The sequence below is a fragment of the Bradyrhizobium sp. WSM471 genome, assembly GCF_000244915.1.
Lineage (GTDB): Bacteria > Pseudomonadota > Alphaproteobacteria > Rhizobiales > Xanthobacteraceae > Bradyrhizobium.
In genome coordinates this window covers 5,322,566-5,344,621 of record NZ_CM001442.1, presented here as the reverse complement: position 1 = coordinate 5,344,621, position 22,056 = coordinate 5,322,566, and the positions used below count along the sequence as shown (strand labels likewise).

The 22,056-nt window shown below is 64.4% G+C and carries 22 protein-coding genes; 13 read left to right on the top strand and 9 right to left on the bottom strand.

Annotated features, from left to right (window positions below):
* Nucleotides 1–40 precede the first annotated feature (40 nt).
* Nucleotides 41–955: a PhzF family phenazine biosynthesis protein gene (locus BRA471DRAFT_RS24220; RefSeq protein ID WP_007611967.1), complete on the top strand. Its 915-nt coding sequence runs from the start codon at nucleotides 41–43 to the stop codon at nucleotides 953–955.
* A 143-nt stretch (nucleotides 956–1,098) separates the two neighbouring features.
* Here the strand turns inward: BRA471DRAFT_RS24220 and BRA471DRAFT_RS24215 are convergent, their stop codons facing one another.
* The gene (locus BRA471DRAFT_RS24215) at nucleotides 1,099–1,560 is read right to left on the bottom strand and encodes a DUF488 family protein (RefSeq protein WP_007611965.1); all 462 of its coding nucleotides are present in this window, start codon (nucleotides 1,558–1,560) and stop codon (nucleotides 1,099–1,101) included.
* Nucleotides 1,561–1,582: 22 nt separating this feature from the next.
* Nucleotides 1,583–2,404 (bottom strand): DUF72 domain-containing protein, encoded by an 822-nt coding sequence (locus BRA471DRAFT_RS24210; protein WP_007611963.1) that lies wholly within the window; start codon nucleotides 2,402–2,404, stop codon nucleotides 1,583–1,585.
* 116 nt (nucleotides 2,405–2,520) lie between these two features.
* Here BRA471DRAFT_RS24210 and BRA471DRAFT_RS24205 point away from each other — a divergent pair, with 116 nt between their 5' ends.
* The 4 genes from BRA471DRAFT_RS24205 (at nucleotide 2,521) to BRA471DRAFT_RS24190 (ending at nucleotide 6,111) form a co-directional block, all read left to right on the top strand.
* On the top strand, nucleotides 2,521–2,901 hold the full coding sequence (locus BRA471DRAFT_RS24205) for a hypothetical protein (protein WP_007611959.1): 381 nt from the start codon (nucleotides 2,521–2,523) through the stop codon (nucleotides 2,899–2,901).
* Nucleotides 2,902–2,990: 89 nt separating this feature from the next.
* Nucleotides 2,991–3,194 (top strand): hypothetical protein, encoded by a 204-nt coding sequence (locus BRA471DRAFT_RS24200; protein ID WP_007611954.1) that lies wholly within the window; start codon nucleotides 2,991–2,993, stop codon nucleotides 3,192–3,194.
* A gap of 274 nt (nucleotides 3,195–3,468) precedes the next feature.
* Nucleotides 3,469–4,602 (top strand): glycosyltransferase family 2 protein, encoded by a 1,134-nt coding sequence (locus BRA471DRAFT_RS24195; protein WP_035974215.1) that lies wholly within the window; start codon nucleotides 3,469–3,471, stop codon nucleotides 4,600–4,602.
* 6 nt (nucleotides 4,603–4,608) lie between these two features.
* The gene (locus tag BRA471DRAFT_RS24190; protein ID WP_007611950.1) at nucleotides 4,609–6,111 is read left to right on the top strand and encodes a glycosyltransferase family 39 protein; all 1,503 of its coding nucleotides are present in this window, start codon (nucleotides 4,609–4,611) and stop codon (nucleotides 6,109–6,111) included.
* Nucleotides 6,112–6,137: 26 nt separating this feature from the next.
* Here the strand turns inward: BRA471DRAFT_RS24190 and BRA471DRAFT_RS24185 are convergent, their stop codons facing one another.
* A complete protein-coding gene (locus tag BRA471DRAFT_RS24185; RefSeq protein ID WP_007611948.1) occupies nucleotides 6,138–8,027 on the bottom strand; it encodes a CHASE2 domain-containing protein in 1,890 nt (629 codons plus the stop codon).
* 104 nt (nucleotides 8,028–8,131) lie between these two features.
* Nucleotides 8,132–8,656, bottom strand: coding sequence for a FecR domain-containing protein (locus BRA471DRAFT_RS24180; RefSeq protein ID WP_007611946.1), 525 nt, complete (start codon nucleotides 8,654–8,656; stop codon nucleotides 8,132–8,134).
* 656 nt (nucleotides 8,657–9,312) lie between these two features.
* Between BRA471DRAFT_RS24180 and BRA471DRAFT_RS24175 the strand changes: the two genes are divergently transcribed.
* Nucleotides 9,313–10,386 (top strand): DUF2778 domain-containing protein, encoded by a 1,074-nt coding sequence (locus BRA471DRAFT_RS24175; protein ID WP_007611938.1) that lies wholly within the window; start codon nucleotides 9,313–9,315, stop codon nucleotides 10,384–10,386.
* A 68-nt stretch (nucleotides 10,387–10,454) separates the two neighbouring features.
* On the opposite strand, the gene BRA471DRAFT_RS24170 is transcribed toward BRA471DRAFT_RS24175, so the two are convergent.
* On the bottom strand, nucleotides 10,455–11,279 hold the full coding sequence (locus BRA471DRAFT_RS24170; RefSeq protein WP_007611936.1) for an SDR family NAD(P)-dependent oxidoreductase: 825 nt from the start codon (nucleotides 11,277–11,279) through the stop codon (nucleotides 10,455–10,457).
* Nucleotides 11,280–11,301: 22 nt separating this feature from the next.
* Entirely contained in the window at nucleotides 11,302–12,135 is an 834-nt protein-coding gene (locus tag BRA471DRAFT_RS24165; RefSeq protein ID WP_007611934.1) for a MurR/RpiR family transcriptional regulator, read from the bottom strand.
* Between the two features lie 135 nt (nucleotides 12,136–12,270).
* Between BRA471DRAFT_RS24165 and BRA471DRAFT_RS24160 the strand changes: the two genes are divergently transcribed.
* From BRA471DRAFT_RS24160 to BRA471DRAFT_RS24130, 7 genes are all read left to right on the top strand, one after another.
* Nucleotides 12,271–13,563, top strand: a complete 1,293-nt coding sequence (locus tag BRA471DRAFT_RS24160; RefSeq protein WP_007611933.1) for an ABC transporter substrate-binding protein — start codon at nucleotides 12,271–12,273, stop codon at nucleotides 13,561–13,563.
* Nucleotides 13,564–13,669: 106 nt separating this feature from the next.
* Complete coding sequence (locus BRA471DRAFT_RS24155; protein ID WP_007611932.1) at nucleotides 13,670–14,590, top strand: branched-chain amino acid ABC transporter permease; 921 nt, start codon at nucleotides 13,670–13,672, stop codon at nucleotides 14,588–14,590.
* A 5-nt stretch (nucleotides 14,591–14,595) separates the two neighbouring features.
* Nucleotides 14,596–15,639 (top strand): branched-chain amino acid ABC transporter permease, encoded by a 1,044-nt coding sequence (locus tag BRA471DRAFT_RS24150; RefSeq protein WP_007611931.1) that lies wholly within the window; start codon nucleotides 14,596–14,598, stop codon nucleotides 15,637–15,639.
* Complete coding sequence (locus BRA471DRAFT_RS24145; protein ID WP_007611930.1) at nucleotides 15,636–16,379, top strand: ABC transporter ATP-binding protein; 744 nt, start codon at nucleotides 15,636–15,638, stop codon at nucleotides 16,377–16,379. The genes BRA471DRAFT_RS24150 and BRA471DRAFT_RS24145 overlap by 4 nt, the downstream gene beginning before the upstream one ends.
* Nucleotides 16,376–17,077 (top strand): ABC transporter ATP-binding protein, encoded by a 702-nt coding sequence (locus tag BRA471DRAFT_RS24140; RefSeq protein ID WP_007611928.1) that lies wholly within the window; start codon nucleotides 16,376–16,378, stop codon nucleotides 17,075–17,077. Before BRA471DRAFT_RS24145 ends, BRA471DRAFT_RS24140 begins: the two co-directional genes overlap by 4 nt.
* Complete coding sequence (locus BRA471DRAFT_RS24135; RefSeq protein ID WP_007611926.1) at nucleotides 17,078–17,737, top strand: ATP-binding cassette domain-containing protein; 660 nt, start codon at nucleotides 17,078–17,080, stop codon at nucleotides 17,735–17,737.
* A gap of 26 nt (nucleotides 17,738–17,763) precedes the next feature.
* Nucleotides 17,764–19,200: an NAD-dependent succinate-semialdehyde dehydrogenase gene (locus BRA471DRAFT_RS24130; RefSeq protein ID WP_007611920.1), complete on the top strand. Its 1,437-nt coding sequence runs from the start codon at nucleotides 17,764–17,766 to the stop codon at nucleotides 19,198–19,200.
* Nucleotides 19,201–19,218: 18 nt separating this feature from the next.
* Here the strand turns inward: BRA471DRAFT_RS24130 and BRA471DRAFT_RS24125 are convergent, their stop codons facing one another.
* The 3 genes from BRA471DRAFT_RS24125 to BRA471DRAFT_RS24115 all read right to left on the bottom strand — a co-directional run bounded on the left by BRA471DRAFT_RS24125 (nucleotide 19,219) and on the right by BRA471DRAFT_RS24115 (nucleotide 21,940).
* Nucleotides 19,219–20,583, bottom strand: coding sequence for a caspase family protein (locus BRA471DRAFT_RS24125; protein WP_007611919.1), 1,365 nt, complete (start codon nucleotides 20,581–20,583; stop codon nucleotides 19,219–19,221).
* Nucleotides 20,584–20,694: 111 nt separating this feature from the next.
* Nucleotides 20,695–21,333 (bottom strand): glutathione S-transferase N-terminal domain-containing protein, encoded by a 639-nt coding sequence (locus tag BRA471DRAFT_RS24120; RefSeq protein ID WP_007611918.1) that lies wholly within the window; start codon nucleotides 21,331–21,333, stop codon nucleotides 20,695–20,697.
* A 13-nt stretch (nucleotides 21,334–21,346) separates the two neighbouring features.
* Nucleotides 21,347–21,940: a cysteine hydrolase family protein gene (locus BRA471DRAFT_RS24115; protein ID WP_007611917.1), complete on the bottom strand. Its 594-nt coding sequence runs from the start codon at nucleotides 21,938–21,940 to the stop codon at nucleotides 21,347–21,349.
* Nucleotides 21,941–22,056: the final 116 nt, after the last annotated feature.

Here is a 22,056-nt window from a genome sequence, read left to right as displayed (position 1 = left end):
GCGGCCGGTTGCGGCCGCGCCTTGCATGAGGGAATGAAAGATGCAGCGCCGCTACATCACCGTCGACGTGTTCACCGACCGCGCCTTCGGCGGCAACCAGCTCGCCGTGGTACTCGATGCCGGCGGGTTGTCGACCACGCAAATGCAGGCGATCGCGACCGAGTTCAACTATTCCGAGACGACCTTCGTGCTGCCGCCGCGCGACAAGGCGAATGATGCCGAGGTGCGCATCTTCACGCCTGTCAGGGAGCTTCCTTTCGCTGGCCATCCCAATGTCGGTACCGCCTTCGTGCTGGCGACGATCGCGAAGGAGCCGAAGCCGCGCCTGCGGTTCGAGGAGAAAGCGGGTCTGGTGCCGGTCGATATCGTGCGAGAGCAGGGCCGCGTGATCAGCACCGAGCTCACCGCGCCGCAGCCTTTGGCGCGTTTGTCGCAATTGTCGGCCGCTGATGCCGCGAGCTGCATCTCGCTCGGTGCAGACGACATCAAGGTCGACCATCACGCGCCTCAGGTCGTCAGCGTTGGAACGCCGTTTCTGGTGATTGAGGTGCACTCGCGCGATGCGCTCAAACGGGCGAGATCCGACGCGGCGGCCTTCGGCAAGGTATTTCCGTGCGACGGCGCGTTCGCGGCGTGGTTCTATACGCGCGATGTGCCCGCGGCGGAGGCGCCATGCGAGCGCCAGGCGCGCATGTTCATGCGCGGCGCCAGCGGCCTCGCCGAGGACCCCGCCACCGGCAGCGCCACGGTCGCAGCGGCCGCGCTGTTCGCCGAGCTCGATGCCACGCGCGATGGCGAGTTGAAGCTCACGGTCGGCCAGGGCTTTGACATGGGCCGGCCCAGCATCCTGCAGACGCGCGTGCGCAAGCAGGACGGCAAGATCGTCTCGGCCCATGTCGGCGGCAGCTGCGTGCAGATGATGGAAGGGACGTTCAGGCTCGCTGGGGAGGGGTAGCCGCTCTCTCCCCGTCATCCTGAGGTGCGAGCTCTAGCGAGCCTCGAAGGATGTACGGCCGAGGTGCTGCATTGGCGTCACGCCGTCGTCCTTCGAGGCCTTCGCTTCGCTACGGCACCTCAGGATGACGGCTACGGCGGCAGCTACACCTGCCGTCCCGCCAGATTCTTCACGGTCACGCCATCCCGATCCTCGATGACCTCCGCGATCATCTGGCGGTGGCAATGGGTGTGATCGCGCTCGTAGCAGAGCAGGCAGACGGGACCGGCTTTCTTCACCAGTGCCGAGAGCTCGTCCATCTGCTCCCGGGCCTCCGGCGTTTTCAGGTGCTTTGAGAAAATCTTCTCCAGCACATCGTATTGCCCGCTGCGGGCGGCGAGGCGGCCTTCCTTGGGCGTTCCCAGCGCGGCGAGGTGGACATAGGCGATGCCGCGTTCATCAAGGCCCGCGGACAACTGCTTTTTGGAAAAGCCGGGCCGGCGCGATGACGTCACCGCGCGCACGTCGACGACGAGTTTGACGCCGGATTGCTCCAACTCGTCGAGCACTGCCTTGGGCGGCGTCTGCTCATAGCCGATGGTGAAGAGCTTTTTGGCCTTTGCCATGAGACACCTTTAGCGAAACACCTCAACTCACCCGCGCGATCAGTTCCATGGCGCCGGCCGGCGCACGCACCTTGCCCTCATGGATGACATAGGCGAACACGTCGCGGGGCTCCTTCTTCGGCTTGGCCTTGTCGACCTTCGGCAGGTCGTCGGGTTCACTTCCCTCGGCCCAGTCCTGAAAGCGCTTGGCCCAGGCATCGAGCTGCTTCGGCGGATAGCACGTCTTGATCTCGTCATTGCCCTTCTGCAGCCGGGCATAGACGAAATCGCCGGCGACGTCGGCGATCGCCGGATATTTGCCGTGCTCGGCGAAGACGACGGGCGTCTCGAATTCGCGGATCAGCGCGACGAAGTCCGGCGTGCAGAAACTGTCGTGACGGACCTCGACGACGTGGCGCAGCGCGCGTCCGTCGAGCTTGCGCGGCAACAGCTCGAGGAATTTGCCGAAATCGGCGCCGTCGAATTTTTTGGTCGGCGCGAACTGCCACAGCACCGGCCCAAGATGATCGCCCAGTTCCAGCACGCCGGAATCATAGAACCGCTTGATGGAATCTCCGGCCTCGGCCAGCACGCGCCGATTGGTGGCGAAGCGCGGTCCCTTGAGTGAGAACACGAAACCATCGGGCACCTCGCTCGCCCATTTGCGAAAGCTCTCCGGTTTCTGCGAGCCGTAATACGTGCCGTTGATCTCGATCGAGGTCAGCTTCGATGCGGCGTAGGACAGCTCCTTGGCTTGCGTGAGCTTCTCCGGATAGAACACACCGCGCCAGGGCTCGAAGGTCCAGCCGCCGATGCCGATGAAGATGTTGCCGGATTTTTTGGACGCGGTTTTTGCTTTGGCCACGGAGGATCTCGGATGACGGGAGGAGGACCTCCATCCTAATCAAACCAGTTGTGATTGGCCAGTTTCGACGTCCCGTCTAAGCTCGCGACGGGATCTGCGAAAAAATGGAGAACAAGATGCGGATGCTGATAGTGGGAGCGGCGCTCGTCATGATGACATCTGCTGCCATGATGTCTTCGGTCATGGCCGACGATGACGATGCCAAGGGTGCGCAGAAGCTCGCCATGCAGGGCCGCGATGATTATTGGCATTGCCTGGCGCGGGAATATTCGCGCGACGGCAATCAGGGCCTGTCGGAACAGGATTTTGGCCGCTCCGTCGCCGGAGCCTGTCCGTCGGAGCGGCAATATTACCGGGTGGCACTGCTCGATTATCTCACCACGCAATATCCGGCTATCGATGCCGGCGCCCATCTCGCGACCGCGAACAGGGCGGTGGAGGCGGCGCAGAAGGACATCGTGATGGCCTTCGTCAAGCACAAGCCGCCGCAGAAATAGCCCATTGAACCGGTGCGTCCGGCAAGCCCTTCCGGCAGCGCGCTCATCCATGGTATCACTGGGCGCATCTGGAACAGGGATGGGTTTCCATGTCGTCTGAGTCGGTGGGGGGCATTTTGGGCGCGATCGTCGCGGCGATCGTGCTTGCGGTCGCCGTCGTCTTTGGGCCGATCGGCCAGTACGGCAAGCCGCCCAAACCTGCGAAGGCTGAGCCGGCCGGGGTTGCGGCGCCGGCGGCCCCTGCCGCGCCCGTGCCGCGAGGGCCGGTAATCAAGGAAGTCCCGAACCAGTAAGGGCGTGAAAAAGGCCTCTTTCGACCCTTGTAAAGCGGCGTTGCCGTTCCCATTTAGCTTCTAACGGCGACGTTGAGCGAAAAACTCCGGCGCTGGAACGACCTTGGAATAGCACAGGCCGCGCCGGATGTACGCGCAGCCCGCCGTTCCGGGGTCGTTGGCATTTTTGGGCCCCTTTTGGGCCGCTCCCCAGAGAAACCCCGGCTTGCCAGCACAAGTTCTTGCCAGCACAAGTTCTTGGCAGCACAGGACGTGGCGGATATACGCTGCCGTCATGAATCAAGCGATCAGACCGGGCTCCGATACCCCACAGGCGGCTTCGCCGGCGCCGGACTTGTCGGTCGTCGTCCCGACCTTCAACGAGCGCGACAATGTCACGGTGCTGTACCGGCGGCTGGAGGCAGTGCTGGCCGGCATCGCCTGGGAGGTCGTGTTCGTCGACGATAATTCGCCTGATGGCACTTGGGACGTCGTGCGTGCGCTGGCCCAGCGCGACAGCCGCGTGCGCTGTGTCCGCCGCATCGGCCGCCGCGGCCTGTCGGGGGCCTGCATCGAGGGCATCCTGGCCTCCAGCGCGCCCTATGCAGCCGTGATCGACGCCGACCTCCAGCACGACGAGACGCAACTGCCGAAGATGCTGTCACTGCTCGCAAGCGGGCAGGCCGAACTCGTGGTCGGCAGCCGCTACATCGAGGGCTACAAGAGCGAAGGCTTCAACAAGCAGCGCGCCGGCGCCAGCGCGCTGGCAACGGAACTCGCCAGGAAAGCGCTGCGGGTCGAGATCGCCGATCCCATGAGCGGCTTCTTCATGGTTCGCCGCGACCGCTTCGAGCAGCTCGCGCCGAAACTTTCCGTGCACGGCTTCAAGATCCTGCTCGACCTCGTCGCGAGCGCCAATGGCAGCTTGCGCGCCATCGAAATTCCCTACACCTTCGGTGAGCGTCAGCACGGCGAAAGCAAGCTCGATTCCATGGTCGCGCTGGATTTTCTTGGCCTGGTGCTGGCGAAGTTCACCAACGATGCTGTCTCGTTGCGCTTCCTGCTGTTCGCGATGGTCGGCGGAATCGGCCTCGTGGTGCATCTCACCACCCTGTTCATATCGCTCGAGCTGTTCAAGGAACCGTTCGCGGAAGCGCAGGCCTCCGGCGCCATCGTCGCGATGACCAGCAATTTCGTTCTCAACAACTTCCTCACCTATCGCGACCAGCGGCTGAAGGGCTTTGCGCTGCTGCGCGGCCTGATCGCGTTCTACATCGTGTGCAGCGTCGGCCTGCTGGCCAATGTCGGCGTCGCCTTCTCGGTCTACGACCAGGAGCCGATCTGGTGGCTTGCGGGCGCGGCCGGGGCGCTGATGGGCGTGGTGTGGAACTACGCAATGTCCGGACTGTTCGTCTGGCGCAAGAAATAGCTCACGATGGGCGGGGCTGATGCGCGGATCGTCCGCAATACGGCGCTGGTGATCCTTGCGCTGGTCGGCTTGCGGCTCGTCGCAGCCGCCGTCACGCCGATCACCTTCGACGAAGCCTATTACTGGATGTGGTCGCAGAACCTCGCCGGGGGATATTACGACCACCCGCCGATGGTTGCCTACGTCATCCGCGCCGGCACCCTGATCGCGGGTGACACCGAACTCGGCGTCCGGCTGGTCTCGATCCTGCTCGCGCTGCCGATGAGCTATGCGATCTATCGCTCCGCCGCGATCCTGATCGGCGGCGCGCGGGTGGCCGCGACCAGCGCCATCCTGCTCAACGTGACGCTGCTGGCCTCGGTCGGCACGCTGATCGTCACGCCCGATGCGCCGCTGCTGGTTGCCTCCAGCTTCGTGCTGTTCTTTCTCGCCAAGGTGCTGGAGAGCGGCCGCGGCGTCTGGTGGCTCGCGGTCGGCGCAGCCGTCGGCGCGGCGCTCCTGTCGAAATACACCGCGATGTTCTTCGGGCTGGCGATCCTGATCTGGCTCGCTGCCGTGCCGAAACTGCGGCACTGGTTTCTCTCGCCGTGGCCGTATCTGGGCGGTTGCGTTGCGCTGGCGCTGTTCGCGCCGGTGATCCTCTGGAACGCCGATCATCAATGGGTGTCGTTCGCAAAGCAGCTCGGGCGCGCCAGGATCGAGGATTTTCGTCCGGTCTTCATTGCCGAGCTGATCCCGACCCAGATCGCGTTCGCAACCCCGCTGGTGTTCATCCTCGGCGCGATGGGGCTGCACGCGCTGACCTGGCGCCGGGCCGGCGCGCTGGCCTCGCGCGTGCTGATCGAGACGATGTTCTGGACCATCGTCGTCTATTTCGTCTGGCATTCCCTGCATGCCCGCGTCGAGGCCAACTGGTTCGCGCCCGTCTATCCGCCCTTCGTCATCGCGGCGGCCGCCGCCGCCAATCTCGTGCAGTGGAAGGCGCGGCAGCGTCGCCTGGTGGATTTCTGCCTGCGCTGGGCCGCACCCACCGGCATCGTGATGTTTGCCGCGCTGATCGTGCAGGCCAACACCGGCTGGCTGTCCGGCTATCGCCGCGATGCGACCGTGCGCAGCGTCGGCGTCGGCTGGCGCGAGCTCGCTGCCGAAATCGAAGCGGTGCGCGTCCGCAATGGCGCGACCTGCGTGCTTGCGCCGGACTACGGCACGACAGGCTGGCTTGCCTTCTATCTGCCGCGCGGCAGCTGCGTGGCGCAGCAGAACCAGCGCATCCGCTGGGCCAACATGCCCGAGCCGGATCCAAAGCTGCTTGCGGGCAAGCTGATCTATGTCGATGAGCTGCGTCCTGACGGCCATCCCGCCGTCCACGATCTCTTTGCGAAGGTGACGCAGGTCGCGCAATTGCAGCGCAAGCGCGGCCCGCTCGTCATTGAGACTTACAGCATCGATCTGCTCGAAGGCGCCAAGGGCGACGTGCTGGACCGCTCGCCACCGCCGGAAGCGCGGTAGCTCTTCGTCGGAACGACGGCGAAGGTTCAGTTGATCGTCTCGGCCTTGGTCGCGGCCTGGTTCGGCCTGTCCTGGTCGCGCCAGAACCAGACGGTCACGACGCCGGAGCGGCCGCGGACCTGCGTGAGCAGGGGGCCCGACAGAACGCCGTCGGGACCGCCCTGAAAGTCGGCCGCATCCAGCAGCGTGTCGCTGAGCGCGAGGCGCGCGCCGTTCTGAACGGCAACCTCCATCAACCGGCTCGCGACGTTGACGGTGTCGCCCGTCGCCGTGATGTGCTGATGGCTTTCGCCGAGGCGCGAGGCGACGATCGGGCCGAAATGCGCGCCGATCTTGAAGCCGAGCTGATCCCGCATCGCAGGCGGCAACGATGCGATCCAGCGTTCGACGCCACGGTGCAGGTCGATCGCGCATTTCAGCGCGCGCGCGGCGTCGTCGGGCATCGCGCCGGGCAGGCCGAACAGGATCATGGCGCCGTCGCCGAGAAAGCCGCTGATCATGCCACCGCAATCGACCGCGGTCTTCTCGACCAGCGCGTGAAACGCCTTCAGAATGTCCTGGAGTTCGCCCGGATCGATCCGCTCGCTCAGCGCCGTGAAGCCGGAGAGATCGATGAAGACCATTGCTGCGTCCTGCCGGACGGGTTTCGACAGGAAATTCGGATCGCGCGCCAGCCACTCTTGCACCGCCGGGGCCTGGAATTGCGCGAGCGACCGGCTCTTGGCTGCGAAATATTGCGTGCGGCGGCCTCCCGCCCATAATTGCACGCCGGCAAAGACCGCAACCGGCGGCACTGCTGCGGCGAGCGTGGTCGCGGCGTTCAGCCAGACGCCGTGCGTGAACGCGAACAGATTGAAGCCGGCCCAGGCGATCATCACCGTGGCCGCCGCCATGATGCCGGGCGCGCTGCGCCGCCAGGCGAGCAGACCCACCAGCAGCATCGGCAACAGGATCGCGATGAGCGCGTCGGCGATGTGGACCTTGCGGTCGCGCACGATGCTGTCGCCGGCAACCAGATGGGTGATCGCCGTGGAGACCACTTCGACGCCGGGCATCAGAGATTCGAACGGCGTCGGGTAGAAATCGCCTCCGCCGGCGACGGAGGCGCCGATCACGACGATCCGGTTCTCGATCGCCGCGCGATTGAGCGTGCCGTCGAAGATGCTCTGTGCGCTGACGGTGCGGATGGTCCGGCGCGGGCCGTAATAGGTGATCGGCAGCGCGAAATCGGTATCGGTCGGCACCGCGCGGTCGCCGAGCATCAGATGGTCCGGCGCGATCGTCAGCGACTTGTCGAGCGCGCGCGCCGCGACCCGCAACGGGAAGGACAGCTCGACCTTGTCGCTGGTCCGGAACAGCATCGGCACCGAGAGCGGCGAGCCCGATTGTCCGGTCGCAACGTTGACGACGCCGACCTCGGCATGATCGGCGAACGCCGGCAAGGGCAGCAGGAAGCGCTCGGCCTGCGGCAGGGCGGCGAGGGGACCTTGGCCGCTGGTCTCCACGGTCTCACTGGCGGACGGGAAGATCGCCGCGGCGGCAAGAACCATGGGACCGGTAGCCAGCGTATTTGCCAGCGTGGCGTCGCCGATCGCAGCGCTGCGGTCGACCAGGAGCAGGTCGATCGCGACGACCTTCGGCTTGAACTGCACGATGGTGTCGACGATTCGGGCGAGATCGGCCCGCGGCAGCGGGTAGCTGCCGCCGCGCTTCACGACGGTGTCGTCGATCGCGACGATGGTGACGAGATCGGGCGGAACCCGCACGCCGCGGACCTGAGTCCGCCAATCCGTCAGCGTCGCCTCGAGGCGATCGAGAAAGCGCAGACGACCGTTGGCGTGACCGGCATAGATGCCCGCGCCCCACAGCGCGGTGAGGACGAGTGCCACCAGGATCTGAACGCGTCGGCTACTCATGTGGTCGTGTTTCAATTTTTTCTATCGTCCAAATGCTGTTCGCCGGGCCCAGGTGACCCGAACTTATTGGCCTGGTTTTATTGACCTAGTCTCGTGACCTAGCCCTATTGACCAAGTCTTGCCATCAATGCGTCGACGCGCGGCTGGCCCCATGTCTTGACCGTCAACGCGCCTGTCGCTTCCACGTCGACGCCTTCGCCACGGCCTAATACCACGCTGCGCCCGCCGCTCCTGCGGCTCACGCCGACACGGCCGTCAGCCACGAAGACGGAGGTCTTGGCCTCCGCGACATCGACCGCCCATTTCGTGCCGCGCACCGCGGCGATCGCCTGCGGCGTCAGGACCTTGAATGGCTTGCCGCCAGGCTTCTTGGGCACCTCGACCAGCAGCGCTTTGCTGCTCAACTCCACCGAGTCTATATGTCCGTCGCGGTTAGCGTCCTTAAGTTCAAATCTGGCACCGCTTTCGGCAACGATCGTGATGCCGTTGTCGCAGCGCCAGGTCTGCGTACCGGCAGCAGACGGCGCCGCCGTGCAGCCCACATTGGCGGCAGGCTGGGCAATCGCATGTCCGATCAACAGAAACGACCCCGCCAGAGCGAAAAGCCCTGCGCGCGCGAACTCTCTCATGCCAGCCTCCGTTTGCGTGCCAGGCACAGTTCAAGGCGATGTTGATACGGTACCGTATCACACGCAGAGGCTGCTGAAAAGTGCCGGTTGCCGTAGCTATTTTCTCGCTGCGGCCTTTTCCAATGCGGTGCGATCAACTTTCGGTCAGGGCACCGGCTCGCGTGCGCGGTGTGTGATGTGGCTGCTGCCAACCGCGCTGCGGCTGCGGAGGAGAGGGTGCTGTGCGCACCAGCCTCGCGCAACGTTTGCCCGCTATCTTCCGGGTATTGAAGACCACGAAAACGACTTGGTTGGATGGCCTTAGAGATGCGGCCGGAGACGGTCGCCGGCAACGCCAAATCCCGCCGAGAATCATGGTTAACAGACGCGCTTAAGTCCGTAGTCCTGCGGGCTTTTTTCTCGAAATGGGACGACCCGAACGGGTTGCCCCACATCCGCCCGAACTTAATCCGCATTTAACTAAAAGTGGCCTTAATGACGCTCCGACCCTCTGCGAAATGCTGTTCCCGGATCGTGACCAGCGGCGCTTCGAAGGGGGACTGAGTGACACCGTTCTGGACGCAAGGCGAATGAGTACGAGTATCGCTGCGCAAGGCATCGCGGCACGAAAGTCCAAAGGATTCTCGAGCACTTCTTATCGGAAGCCTTCCCGGAAAATGACGACCCACAACGTGCTTGGCGCCGCCGTGATCGGCTGCATCGTGCTTGGCGCCGGCTGGACCGTCTACAGCAACATCTTTGCCGCCAGCGTCTATCCGACGGTCGGCAGCAGCGGCTACGACGAGCCTGTGATCAAGCGTGCGCCCCGGGTCGCGCTGCGTGAGGCCGGTGAGGCCGTCAAGGAAGCCTTTGCGCTCTTGCCCGACCGGTTGCAGGTGGCAGCGCCGATCTCGCGCGAGATGTTCAACGATCGCTTTGCCGCGGCTGCGACCCAAGGCGTGACATCGAATGCGGCCAGCGCCGCGCCCGCAACCAAGGTCGCCGAAGCCAAGGACGCGCCGAAGCCGAGCGTGATCGCGAGGGTCGCGGAAGTCCTGAAGCCAGGTCCCGCCAAGATCGCTGACGCCGCCAAGTCCAAGCGCGGCGCCGACGCGCCGGTGCAGCTTGCCTCGGCGGATCCGGCCGAGATCGTGCCGGCGCCTGAGGCGAAGCCAAGATCGATTGCCGATCGCGCCAAGGCTGCGGTGATGTCGATCACCGGACCGCGCCAGTCGATGGTGGAAAAGCTCTGGGGCAAGCGCGAGCCGTCCGGTGGGCTGCTCGCCTATGCCTCGGCCGACGCCAGCGTAACCGCATCCATCGCGCCGAGGGAGCAGAACCCCATGCTCGGCGGTTCGGCGCCCTATGAGCGCGACACCGCGGTCTACGACATCTCCGCCAAGGCGGTTTACTTGCCAGACGGCACCAAGCTCGAGGCGCATTCCGGCCTCGGCTCCAACCTCGACGACCCGCGCTCCTCGCGCGTCCGCATGCGCGGCGTGACGCCGCCGCACATCTACACGCTGAAGCCGCGCGAGGCGCTGTTTCACGGCGTGCCTGCGCTGCGCCTGACCCCGATTGGCGGTGAGAGCGCGATCTACGGCCGCGACGGCCTTCTCGCGCACACCTTCATGCTCGGGCCGAATGGCGATTCCAACGGCTGCGTGTCCTTCAAGGATTATTACGCGTTCCTCGACGCCTACCGCAACAAGGGCATCCGCAAGCTCGCGGTGCTGGCGCGGGTGGACTAGGCTTAGTCAATTCGAGATCACGCAAAAGGGCCGCCTGCAGCGGCCCTTTTTCGCTTCGCGCCTGCGTTTTAGCCCGGCCAGCACTGCCCGCCGCCGTCGATCCGCAGCACCTGGCCGGAAACGAAGGCGCCCATGGGGCCTGCGAAGAATTCGACAACGCGCGCGACCTCGTCGACCGTCGCGATCCGGTCGAGCGTGCCGGTCTCGACCATTCTGTCGGGGTCGACTGCGCGCGTTCCGAGGAAGCGGCCGGTGCGGGTATCTCCGGGCGCGATGCAGTTGACGGAGATATCGTAGGGGCGGAGCTGGTCGGCCAGGCATCGCGTGTAGTGGGTCACGCCGGCCTTCGACACCGCATAGATCGAGCCCTGAGTACGCCCCTTGAAAGCGGCGACCGAGCCAAGCGTGACGATGCGGCCGCGTCGGCGCTCCATCATGCCGCGCGCGACCGCCTGGCATGTCAGGATGGTGGAGAGCAGATTGCGCTCCAGCACCGCGCGCACATCGGCCTCCTTGATGTTCACCGCATCGTTCGGATCGGGCTTGCCGCCGCCGGCCGCGATATCGCCGCCGGCATTGTGCACGAGAATGTCGATCGGGCCGAGTGCCGCTTCGGTCTCCGCGATGACGCGTGCGATGTCCTCGCCCTTGGTGAGATCGCCGAGCACGCGCTGGCTGCGAACGCCGAATTCCCGTCCGATCTCGGCGGCGACCGCGGTGAGGGTGGTGCCCTCGCCATATTCGGCCGGCCCGTTCTCGCGCATGCCGTGAATGGCGAGGTCAGCGCCGAGCGCGGCAAGCTTCTCTGCAAACGCGCGGCCGAGCCCGCGCCCCGCGCCGGTCACCAGCGCAACTTTGCCCGCCAGAACCTTGTTGGTGTCATGCGATGTCATGATCTTGTTCCTGTTGTGACTATCAGTCGGCTGCGAGATCGAGGCCAATCGCCAACGCCTGCGCGAGGCACATCGGTGCGACAAGCGTGCGTAGCGCAGGCTCAGGCATGTCCTGGATCTCGAACACGACGCTCGCGCCCTCGACGATCGGGCTCAGGAGGCTGTCGGTGATGGAAATCGTGGGGACGCCCCGCGCGACGAGTTCGGGAAACAGCCGCGCCGTATCCGGATAGTAATTTCGGAAGCTGATCGCGACCAGTGCGTCCTCCGTGGTCGCGGCATGCGACTGCTCGTGGATGCTGCCGCCGGTGCCGTCGAGCAGGACGACACGCCGTCCCAGCTTGCGCAGCACGTAGGCCAAATGAATCGCAACCGGGAACGAGCCGCCGAGGCCGAGCAGATAGATGTCGCGCGCCTTGGCAAGGATCGCGGTTGCGGCGTCGAGTTCGCGCGCATGCACGGATTGGCTCAGCGTGACCAGCGCCGATTGGGCTTCCGAGACGAAGCGCGACAATACCGCGGCCGGCTGGCGGCCGAGCACTGACTTCTCCTGGCTCTTCATGCGGGCGAGGCGCGACTTGTAGCTTGGCGCGACGCCGGCGACGAGGCGTGAGCGGAACACCTGCTGCATCTCGGTGAAGCCGCCGAACCCGAGCGCATGCGCGAAGCGAACGATCGCCGACGGCGGCACTCTTGAGCGCTGCGCCACCTCCGCCACGGTGCCGAGTGCGACATCAGTCGGGTGATCGAGCACGAACTCCGCGATCTGCTGCAGCCGGCCGGACAGCGCCCGGTGCCGCTGCGCAATCGCGCCGCGCAGTTCGTCATAACTCATGGCGCCAGCCGCCTTGTTCATCGAGTCGGATCTCCGGATCGGTCGCCTGTTTAACTGCATTTCCCCGTTTGGATCAAATATTCTACTTTACATAACAGATGGAATGAATATTCTAATCGCACAAAAAGCAAAAGGCTACTGAGACGGGAGGACACGATGAGAGGGCGTCAGATCTCACGGCGAAGCGTTCTGAAGGGCAGCTTGATGGCGAGTGTCGTCGGCGGCACCGGCAGCTTCTTTGGGCCGTGGCGGCAGAATCATGCCTGGGCGCAAGGCGCGAAACCGATCAAGTTTGGCCTGACCTGCGATGCCAGCGGTCAATACGGCAACAGCGGCCAGGATGATTTCCGCGGCATCAAGATGGCGATCGACGAGATCAACGCCAAAGGTGGCGTGCTCGGGCGCCAGGTCACGTTCATCACCGCGGACACCGAGACGACGCCAGCCACCGGCAGCCGCGTCGCCGAACGCTTCATCACCCGCGAGGACTGCACCATCCTGATCGGCGCGCTGCATTCGGGCGTCGCCAACGCCATCACGCAGGTCGCCAGCAAATATGGTGTGATCTACATGAACACCAATTCCTCCGCGCCCAGCGAAGCCGGGGAGAACTGCTCACGCGTGAAATTCGTCTGGGACGGCAACGGCACCAATTTTTCCAAGGCGTCGGTCAAGAACGCGGTGGACTCCATCGGCAAGAACTGGATGCTGCTGACCAATGACTATGTCTGGGGTCACACGACGTCTGCCGCGACCAGGACGCAGGTCGAGAGCGCCGGTGGCAAGATCCTCGACAATCTGCTGGTGCCGCAGAACACGCGCGATTTTACTGCCTATCTGCTGAAGATCCAGCAGGCCAAGCCCGATGTCGTGGCGACCGCGGTTGGCGGCGACGATATCAAGGCATTGCGCGAGCAGGTGGCGCAGCTCAAGCTCGACGGCAAACCGGCCTGGATCAACAACCAGCAGGACTGGCCCGACGTGTGGGGCGCGCCCGACAGCCTGTTCGGCGTGTTCGGCACGACCTGGTATCACAAGCTGCCGCTGCCCGGCGTCGCCGAATTCGTCAAGAAGTGGCAGGCCGCCAACAAGGACGGCCCGATCCCGGTGCCTGGCAACGTCTCCTACAACGGCTACATGTCCACGCGCGAACTGCTTCGTGCGATCGAGCGGGCAGGGTCGACCAACAACGTCAAGATCATCAAGGAGCTCGAGAACCTCAAGGTCTCGGCGACCGACCGCATGCAGCATTTCGACGCCTACATGGATCCGATGACGCACCAGATGCAGCAGACGATCTATCTGGCGCGGCGCAACGCCAAGCCGGCCGACAATACCGATCTGTTCGAGATCATCAGCTGGACGGAGCCGAAATCCGCCGCCGACGATGCGGCGGCCGGCAAGTGCAAGCTCACGCCCTACGAGCAGGTGCCGACCGTCGACTCCTGAAGACGGTGCGTCACATCGCACAACGAGCGGCGCGCGATCTCGTGCGCCGCGCACCGGGACCGTCGGCGTCCCGGGTGAAACATGCCAGTTCCGAGAGCCCAAAACCTTGTTCGACCTTCTTCCGCATCTCCTCAACGGCCTGACGCTCGGCCTGTTGTTCGCACTGATCGCACTCGGCTTCATGCTCATTGTCGGGCTGATGGAGCAGATCAACCTCGCGCACGGCTCGCTGTTCGCGCTCGGGGCTTATGTCGCCATGCAGCTCACGGGGCCGCGCCCGCCATTGCCGATGGAACTTGCGAAAGCGTGGCTCGCGCTGCCGCTCGGCTGGCGCTATGCCGCCACGTTGGTCATCGCGCCCGTGATCGTGAGTCTGGTCGGCATGCTGATCGAGCTCTGCATGCGGCGCACTTACGGCAAGGATCCGCTCTACGGGCTGCTCCTGACCTTCGGCGCCGCGATGGTGATCGAGGAGATGATCCGCCTGGTCTGGGGCACGCGCGATTACGTGCTGCAGGTGCCGTCCGCCATCAATGGCGGCTTCCTGTTCGGCGATCTGATCTGGTCGACCTATCGCTTCTACGCAGCAGGTATCGCGGCCGGGATCATCGGCCTGGTCTGGCTGCTGATAGAAAAGACCTCGTTCGGCGCGACGGTCAAGGCCGGCGCTCATGACAGTGAGATCGTGCGCGCGCTCGGCATCAACCTGTCACGATTGCGGCTGCTGGTGTTCGTGTTCGGCACGATGCTGGCCGCGATCGCGGGCATCATCGTCGCGCCGATCTGGGGCATTCGTCCGCATATGGGGGTCGATGCCGTTATTCCTGCGTTCCTGGTGATCGTGCTCGGGGGCGTCGGCAGCTTTTGGGGTGCGGTCGCGGCCGGACTGCTGGTCGGCTTGTGTGTCGGCCTTGCCGGTGCCTACGCGTCCGAATGGTCGCTGTTGTCGATGTACATCTTGCTCGTTGCCGTCGTGACGTTCCGCGCGCGCGGCTTGTGGGGCAAGAAGAGCGTGCTCGAGGCCTAAAGGGAATGATTGTGAAATCAAAATCTTCACCGGACGCCGCGCGCCTCGTGACGCCGACGATGCTGGTGCTTTGGCTCGTGCTTGCAACGGTGCCGCTCTGGATCACGCGGGTCGGGCTCTATCATTATCTGGGGATTGAGATCCTGATCTGGTCGCTCTATGCGCTCGCGTTCAATTTGGTGCTGGGCACCGCCGGACTTCCGTCGTTCGGTCATGGTGCCTATTTCGGCATCGGCGCCTATGCGTTCGGTCTCTGCCAGTTCGAAATCGTTGCCAATCTCTGGATATGTCTGATTGCCGCGGCCGCGGTCGCGGGCCTCGCCGGCGTGCTGGTGGCGATGTTCATCTCGCACCGGCGCGGCATCTATTACGCCTTCATGACGATTGCGTTCGGCCAGATCTTCTGGACGCTGGCGATCAAATCGCACCGGATCACCGGCGGCGAAGACGGTCTTCTCAAGATCAAACGGTTGCCGGCCGATTTCGGGCTTGTGTCTTTCGATCTCAACGACAATGTCGCGTTCTACTATTTCGTGCTCGCCGTCTTTGCGGTCGGCACCGCCGCGTTGTGGCGGCTGGTGCACTCGCCTTATGGCCGCGTGGTCGCTGCGATCAGGCAGAGCGAAGTTCGGGCAAGCCATCTTGGCTATAATGTGTGGCTCTACAAGGTCGCGGTCTTTGCGCTGTCGGCCGCAGTTTCGGGCTTTGCCGGCGGATTGTTCGCCATGGCTCAGCTCGCCGCATTCCCTGACGTCATGAGCCTGCATCAATCCGGCTACGTCGTGATGATGACGCTCGTCGGCGGTGGGCTTGTCAGCTTCTGGGGTCCGGTGATCGGCGTGTTTCTCTTCCTCACCGCCCGAGACGTGATCGGCGCGCTGACCAATGCCTGGATGCTCTATTTTGGTCTCCTGTTCATCGCGATCGTGCTGTTTCGCCCCGAAGGCATTGCCGGCGCGATATCCGCTGCCGTGCAGCAACACTCACTTGGCGCCTTACGGCAGAGGGGTACGTCGGCGATGCGGCTGCTGTTCGGGAGCGGGCGATGAACATGATCGAGGCCGCAGCCGTTCATGTCCGCTTCGGCGATCGCGTCGTGCTGGAGAGCGTCGATCTCGCGGTCGCGGAGGGGGAGTTTCACGGTGTGATGGGTCCGAACGGCGCCGGCAAGACCACGTTCTTCAACGTCCTTACCGGCCGGGTGAAGCCGAACCGGGGCCGAGTCCTGCTCGGCGGCGAGGATGTCACGGGCCTCAGCCCGCACCGCATCGCCGCCAAGGGCATCGCCCGCTCGTTTCAGATCATGACATTGTTCGACGAATTCTCCGCGCGTGACAACGTCATGATGGGCTTGCCCGAGTTTCGCGCCCGTGGCCACGATATCGCGCGCGCCGCAGCGGGCGATAGCCGGTTTGCCGCGAAGTCCTCCGAAGCGCTGGCGGCAGTCGGGCTTGCAGACAAGGGCGACATCCGCGCCAAGGACCTGTCTTATGGCGACCGGCGCGCGCTGGAGATCGCGGTCGCCCTGGCGCAGGCACCGCGCGTGCTGTGCCTGGACGAACCGACCTCCGGCCTCGGCTCCGACGGGGTGCAGCGGCTCGCAGCCCTGATTGCACGCCTGAAGGGGCGGCTGACCATCGTCGCCATCGAGCACGATATGGAGTTCCTGTTCTCGTTGGCTGACCGGATCTCGGTCATCCATTGGGGCCAGGTGGTGGCACGCGGAACGCCACACGAACTGCAGCAGAACGAATGGGTGCGGCGCTCCAATCTCGGGAAGTTCGCATGATCCTCGAAGTGGACGCGGTCGATACCTTCTACGGCGAGACCCAGGCGCTGTTCGGCGCCTCGCTCGCCATCGAGCACGCCAAGGTGTTTGCGCTGCTCGGCCCCAACGGCGCCGGCAAGACGACCATGCTCCGCTCGATTCTCGGGCTGACGCGTCCGCGCCGCGGCTCGGTTTGTTTCGACGGTCACGATGTCACACGCGATCCGACCCACGAGATTGCGCGCGCCGGCATCGGCTGGGTGCCCGACGACCGACGGCTGTGCCCGACATTGACGGTCGCGCGCAACCTGTCGATCGCGCAAAAGCGCACGCGCTTTCGCCACTGGAGCGTCAAGGAGGCCGCTGCGATCTTCTCGCCGCTCGAATATCTCATGGAGCGCGACTGCGAAAACCTGTCGGGCGGCGAAATGCAGATGGTGGCGATCGCCCGCGCGCTGGTCGGCTCGCCGGGACTGGTGCTGTTCGACGAGCCGAGCCAGGGACTGGCGCCGAAAATCGTCGGCGACGTGCTTGCGACGATTCTGCGCATGAAGGACGAGGGCATTGCCTCGCTGGTTGTGGAGCAGAACGCCGAGATCGCGCTATCGGTCGCAGACCATGCCGCGGTGATCGATCGCGGCCGGATCGTCTGGACCGGGGAGGCCGCGGTCTTGCGGGATGATCGCGGGCTTCGTCAGCGCTTGCTGGGAGTACAATAAGTGGCCGCACCGCTGCTCGTTCTCGACGACGTTCGCAAGGTCTATACAAGGGGCCGCGTGATCCGCCGACCGACATTCACGCTACAGGCAAACCTGTCGCTGGACGAACCTGATATCGTTGGTGTCGTCGGCCCGAATGGCGCCGGCAAGACGACCTTGTTTGAGATGATGACGGGCTCGAACGCCCCGACCTCGGGGCGCGTGCTGGTCGCGGGCACCGATATCCATGGTGTCAAATATCGGGAACGCGACCGGCTCGCGATCCACTATCACCAATCCTATCAGGTCAGGCGCTTCCGCAAGCGCATTCCGTCCGCCTTCCTGGCGCCGTCGCCGACCCGGACGCCGCTGGTTCACCTGTTCGACGAACCGCAGTTCAACCTGCAGGATGGCTATATCGGCTTCATGCTCGATTTCTTCCGCAAGCTGCGCGACGAGGGCCGGCTGGTCATTCTCTGCATGCATCCGACAGCGGCCTGGCACCTCGACATTCTCGCCGAGATTGCCGGGCGATTCCTTTTTGTGGCCGGCGGCGGGGTGACGCGCGTGGCCGATTTCGGCGCTCTGGTCGCCGAGCCGCGCTTCCGCTCCTATCTTGGGCCGGAGATGACAAAGGCGGCGGACGCGATTTGTCACCGAGCCATTCCCATCCCGACCTAAGGCAAAAAAGACCACAGGAGAATCCGTTGGCCTATTCGAAAACCCAACTTTTCATTGGCGGCAAATGGCGACCGGCTCATTCGGGCAGGGTGATCGAGGTCCGCAATCCCGCGACCGAAGAGGTGATCGGCACCGTCGCTCATGCCGGACAGTCCGATCTCGACGAGGCACTCGCCGCAGCCAGCGCCGGCTTCAAGATCTGGCGAAACGTTGCCCCCTTCGAGCGCTGCCGGATCATGCGCAAGGCCGCCGCGATCATGCGCGAGCGCAATGACGAGATCGCGCCGCTACTCACGATGGAGCAGGGCAAGACTCTTGGCGAGGCCAAAATGGAGGCGATGGCTGCCGCGGACGTGATCGAGTGGTTTGCGGAAGAAGCCAAGCGCGCCTATGGCCGGCTGATCCCGGCGCGCGGCCCGGGCATCTACCAGATCGCGATGAAGGAGCCGGTCGGTCCGGTCGCGGCGTTCACGCCCTGGAATTTTCCGATCAATCAGGTCGTGCGCAAGCTCTCCGCCGCACTCGGCGCCGGCTGCTCAATCATCGTCAAGGCCCCGGAGGAGACGCCGGCCTCGCCCGCACAGCTGATCCGCGCGTTTGCGGATGCTGGCGTGCCCGATGGCGTCATCAACCTGGTTTACGGAGTTCCTGCCGAGATCTCTGAATATCTCATTCCGCATCCGGTGATCCGCAAGATCTCGTTCACCGGCTCGACGCACGTCGGCAAGCAGCTCAATGCGCTCGCGGGCCTGCACATGAAGCGCGCCACCATGGAGCTCGGCGGTCATGCGCCGGCGATCGTTTTCAAGGACGCCGACGTTACGTCGGCTGCGAAGATTCTGGCGGCAGCAAAATATCGCAATGCCGGACAGGTTTGCATCTCGCCGACTCGGATGCTGGTGCAGGATGACGTGTTCCGTGAATTCGTCGACACCTTTGTCGACAGCGCCAAGTCGTTCAAGGTCGGCAACGGGCTCGACCCCGAATCCAAAATGGGCTCGCTCGCCAATCCGCGCCGTGTCACCGCCATCGAAGGCATGGTGCAGGATGCCGTCGGCAAGGGCGCAAAGCTCGAGACCGGCGGCAAACGCGTTGGCAACAAGGGCCATTTCTTCGAGCCGACCGTGGTGAGCGACGTGCCGAAAGATGCGCGCGCCATGAACGAGGAGCCGTTCGGCCCGCTCGCGCTGATTTCGCGCTTCTCATCCTTCGACGAGGTGGTCGAGGAGGCCAACCGGCTGCCTTTTGGGCTGGCGTCCTACGCCTTCACATGCTCGGCAAAGACGGCGGCCGCGATCGGTTCGGCGGTCGAAGCCGGCATGATGTCGATCAACAGCTTTGGTCTCGCACTGCCCGAGGTGCCGTTCGGCGGCATCAAGGATTCCGGCTACGGTTCGGAGGGCGGCACCGAGGCGATGGAGGGCTATTTCAACACAAAGTTCATCAGCCAGACCGGCGTATGAACGCTGGACGATGCGCGGCTAGCGTTTGACGAAGACCAGATTGCAGGCGCGTGCCTCGTTGCGCTTGCCGTTGCCACGAGTGCGGTCGAACTGTGCATCGACCGTAAAGGCGTATGGCGAGCCGGGCGCGAGATTGTTGAGGGTATAGGTGCTCGCCCCCGTCGTTCCGCGCGCGCTCAAGGTGGTCTTGCCGTCCGCCGGGATCTGGCCGTCGATCTCCAGCCGGTTGACGGCGCCCTGGCCCTGGGCGTCGGCATGAAACACGCCGTTCGCAACCGTGGCCGACAGGGCCCTGGTGAAGCCCTGCGCCTTGCCGGAGGCCAGGCAGTTCATCGTCACGTCCCAGTTGCCGTCATAATCCTTGCTGCCGCCGGTCCGGCCGTTGCCTGAAGGCGCGAGCGCCACCTTCTGCTTCAGGCCTTCAATTCGCGCCTTGGCAAGCGTGGCGAAGATGCAATTGGGGAATCTCGTGAGATGGTCCTCGTAGGCGCCAAGGGTGCCGATGCCGTCCGCGGCCTTCCAGTGCGCCTCTGCGGCTGTGCAGGGATCAGCCCGGGGTGCGGCTTGCGGCGCCGCCGGCGCCACCGTGACCGACACCGGTCCGTTCAGGTAGAACTTGCCGATGATCGACAGCGACAGCTCCGGGAGCTGGGTCTTGCCGCTGGAATCGTAGACGTCGCTGCTGATGTCGCGAAAGACTTCGCCGATCTCCTGCGGCTCCTCGATGTGCTTCAGGAACGCCGTCGTGTAGGGACTGTTGCGACCACTGCCATCGGCCGCGGTCTGCCCGGACTGGGTTGAGAACGACACGATCGTGCCGCGCGGTGCTTCGACCTTCGACAAGCCTCGCCCGATCGAGGCGGCGCGAGTCGCAGAGCGCTTCAGCATGTCGGCCAGTGGATTGTCGCGGCAGGAATCGAGGATGAGGATGCGCAGGTTCTTGGCCTGCTGAAGATCGTTCACGATGTCGTCCACCCGCACGAATCGCTTCAGGTCGGCTTCGTCGCTCAGCACGGCATCGACAGGCATCAGATAGTTCACGCCGTTGTACTGCATCGCATGGCCGCTGTAGTAGAACATCGCGACGTCGGCTTTGCTCGCGGCGCGCGCGAAGCGGATGGTGAGGTCCTGCATGTCAGCCTGGCGCAGGTCGATGCCCTGGAGCACCTCGAAGCCGCTGCGCTTGAGCGAGGCGGCGACGTCTTCGGCATCGTGCGACGGATTGGGAAGCTTCGCCGTACTGGCATAGGCGCCATTGCCGATCACCAGCGCGACGCGGGTTTCTGCCGATGCCGGCGCAAGGAAAAGCCAGCAGGCCAGGAGGGCGAGACAGAGTCTGGCGAGGCAAAATCTGGCGAGGCAAAATCTGGAAAGAGCACGCATGAATGCCTTCCAAGGAAATGTCGAAAAATATCACTCCAGATTAGCGCATGCCGCGCCGACATCAATGCCCCGCCAGAGAAAACGCTTGGATTTCGCGGCCGTGACATCCTGTCACGCCGGGCTCGCCGTCATCGTCTTGCGCACCGCCATTTCGGTCGCAATCGCGTCCCGCACGGCGGGCCGCGCCTGCATGCGCGCGAGATAGGTCGACAAGGATGGCCATTGCGCGATGTCGACGCCTGCGGGACGAAGCAGCAGCAAAGCCCAGGTGAGGTGGGCATCCGCGACTGTAAAACTGTTGCCGACGAGGAATTCGCGGCCCTCAAGGTGCGCGGATGGCACCGATAATGTCTGCGTGATCCTTGCACGCGGCTTGGCGAGCGAGGCGTCGTCCTTGTACCAGAAGGTCGGAAACAAAAACGCCTTGTGGATCTCGGCCCCGATGAAGCTGAGCCATTCCTGGAGCCGATAGCGGTCGGGATCGCCGAATGCGGGTGCAAGGCCCGCCTGCGGCTTCAGATCGGCGATGTATTGCAGCACCGCCGCGCTTTCTGTCAGCCGTTCGCCATTCTCCAGCACCAGGACCGGCACCGCGCCCTTCGGCGAAACGCCGAGGAAATCGCGGCCGTCGTCGACGACCTGCTTGGTCTGGAGATGGACCGGATGATAGCGCGCATCGAGGCCCGCTTCCATCAGCGCGATGCGGCTCGCAAGCGAGCAGGCCATCGGCGAGAAATAGAGTTGCAGCATCGCCCACGCTCCTTCAGGTCAACGTCTCTGTTTGCGCGATGATCGCAAACCGGTCCGACAATTCGGCCAGGGCGACCTCGTGGATGGTCCTTGCCGAGATCGCTCCGCCGCGGCCGTCGGGAAGATCGCGTGTGGCACAGGCATCGGCTGCGATCGTCGTGCGCAGGCTGAGGTCGAGCGCGGCGCGGGCGGTCGAGCTGATGCACATATGGGTCATGAAACCGGCCAGCACGATGTTCGTGCGTCCGGTTGCGGCCAACTGGCCCTGCAGGTCGGTGCCGGCAAAAGCGTTCGGTAGCGCCTTTTCGATCACGGCTTCGCTGGCGAGCGGCGCCAGCTTGCCGACGATCGCGCCGCGCGCGGCCTCGCGGTCGAACAGGCTGCCGGCACGTCCCTTGTGCGCGATATGGAAGATCGCGGCGCCGCTCGCCCTCGCGCGGGCGAGCAGACGCGCGGCGGCGGCGATCGCGGGCTCCGCATCCGGCAAGGCGAGCGGGCCGGCGCAATATTCGTTCTGGATGTCGATCAGCACGAGGCAGGAATCGGCGAGCCTGGGCGGAGTGAGATCGGCGCCGGACAGTTCAAGCAGAGTTTTAGGGGCGGTCATGCGGGTCGGACCTTCCTGGGGAATATCGGATGGCGCGACAGTAGCGCGGTGGCCGCCTGCCAATGTGCAGGACTATTGCAGCATATGGCTGCATATTTGCAGGAGCCGGTCGGGCC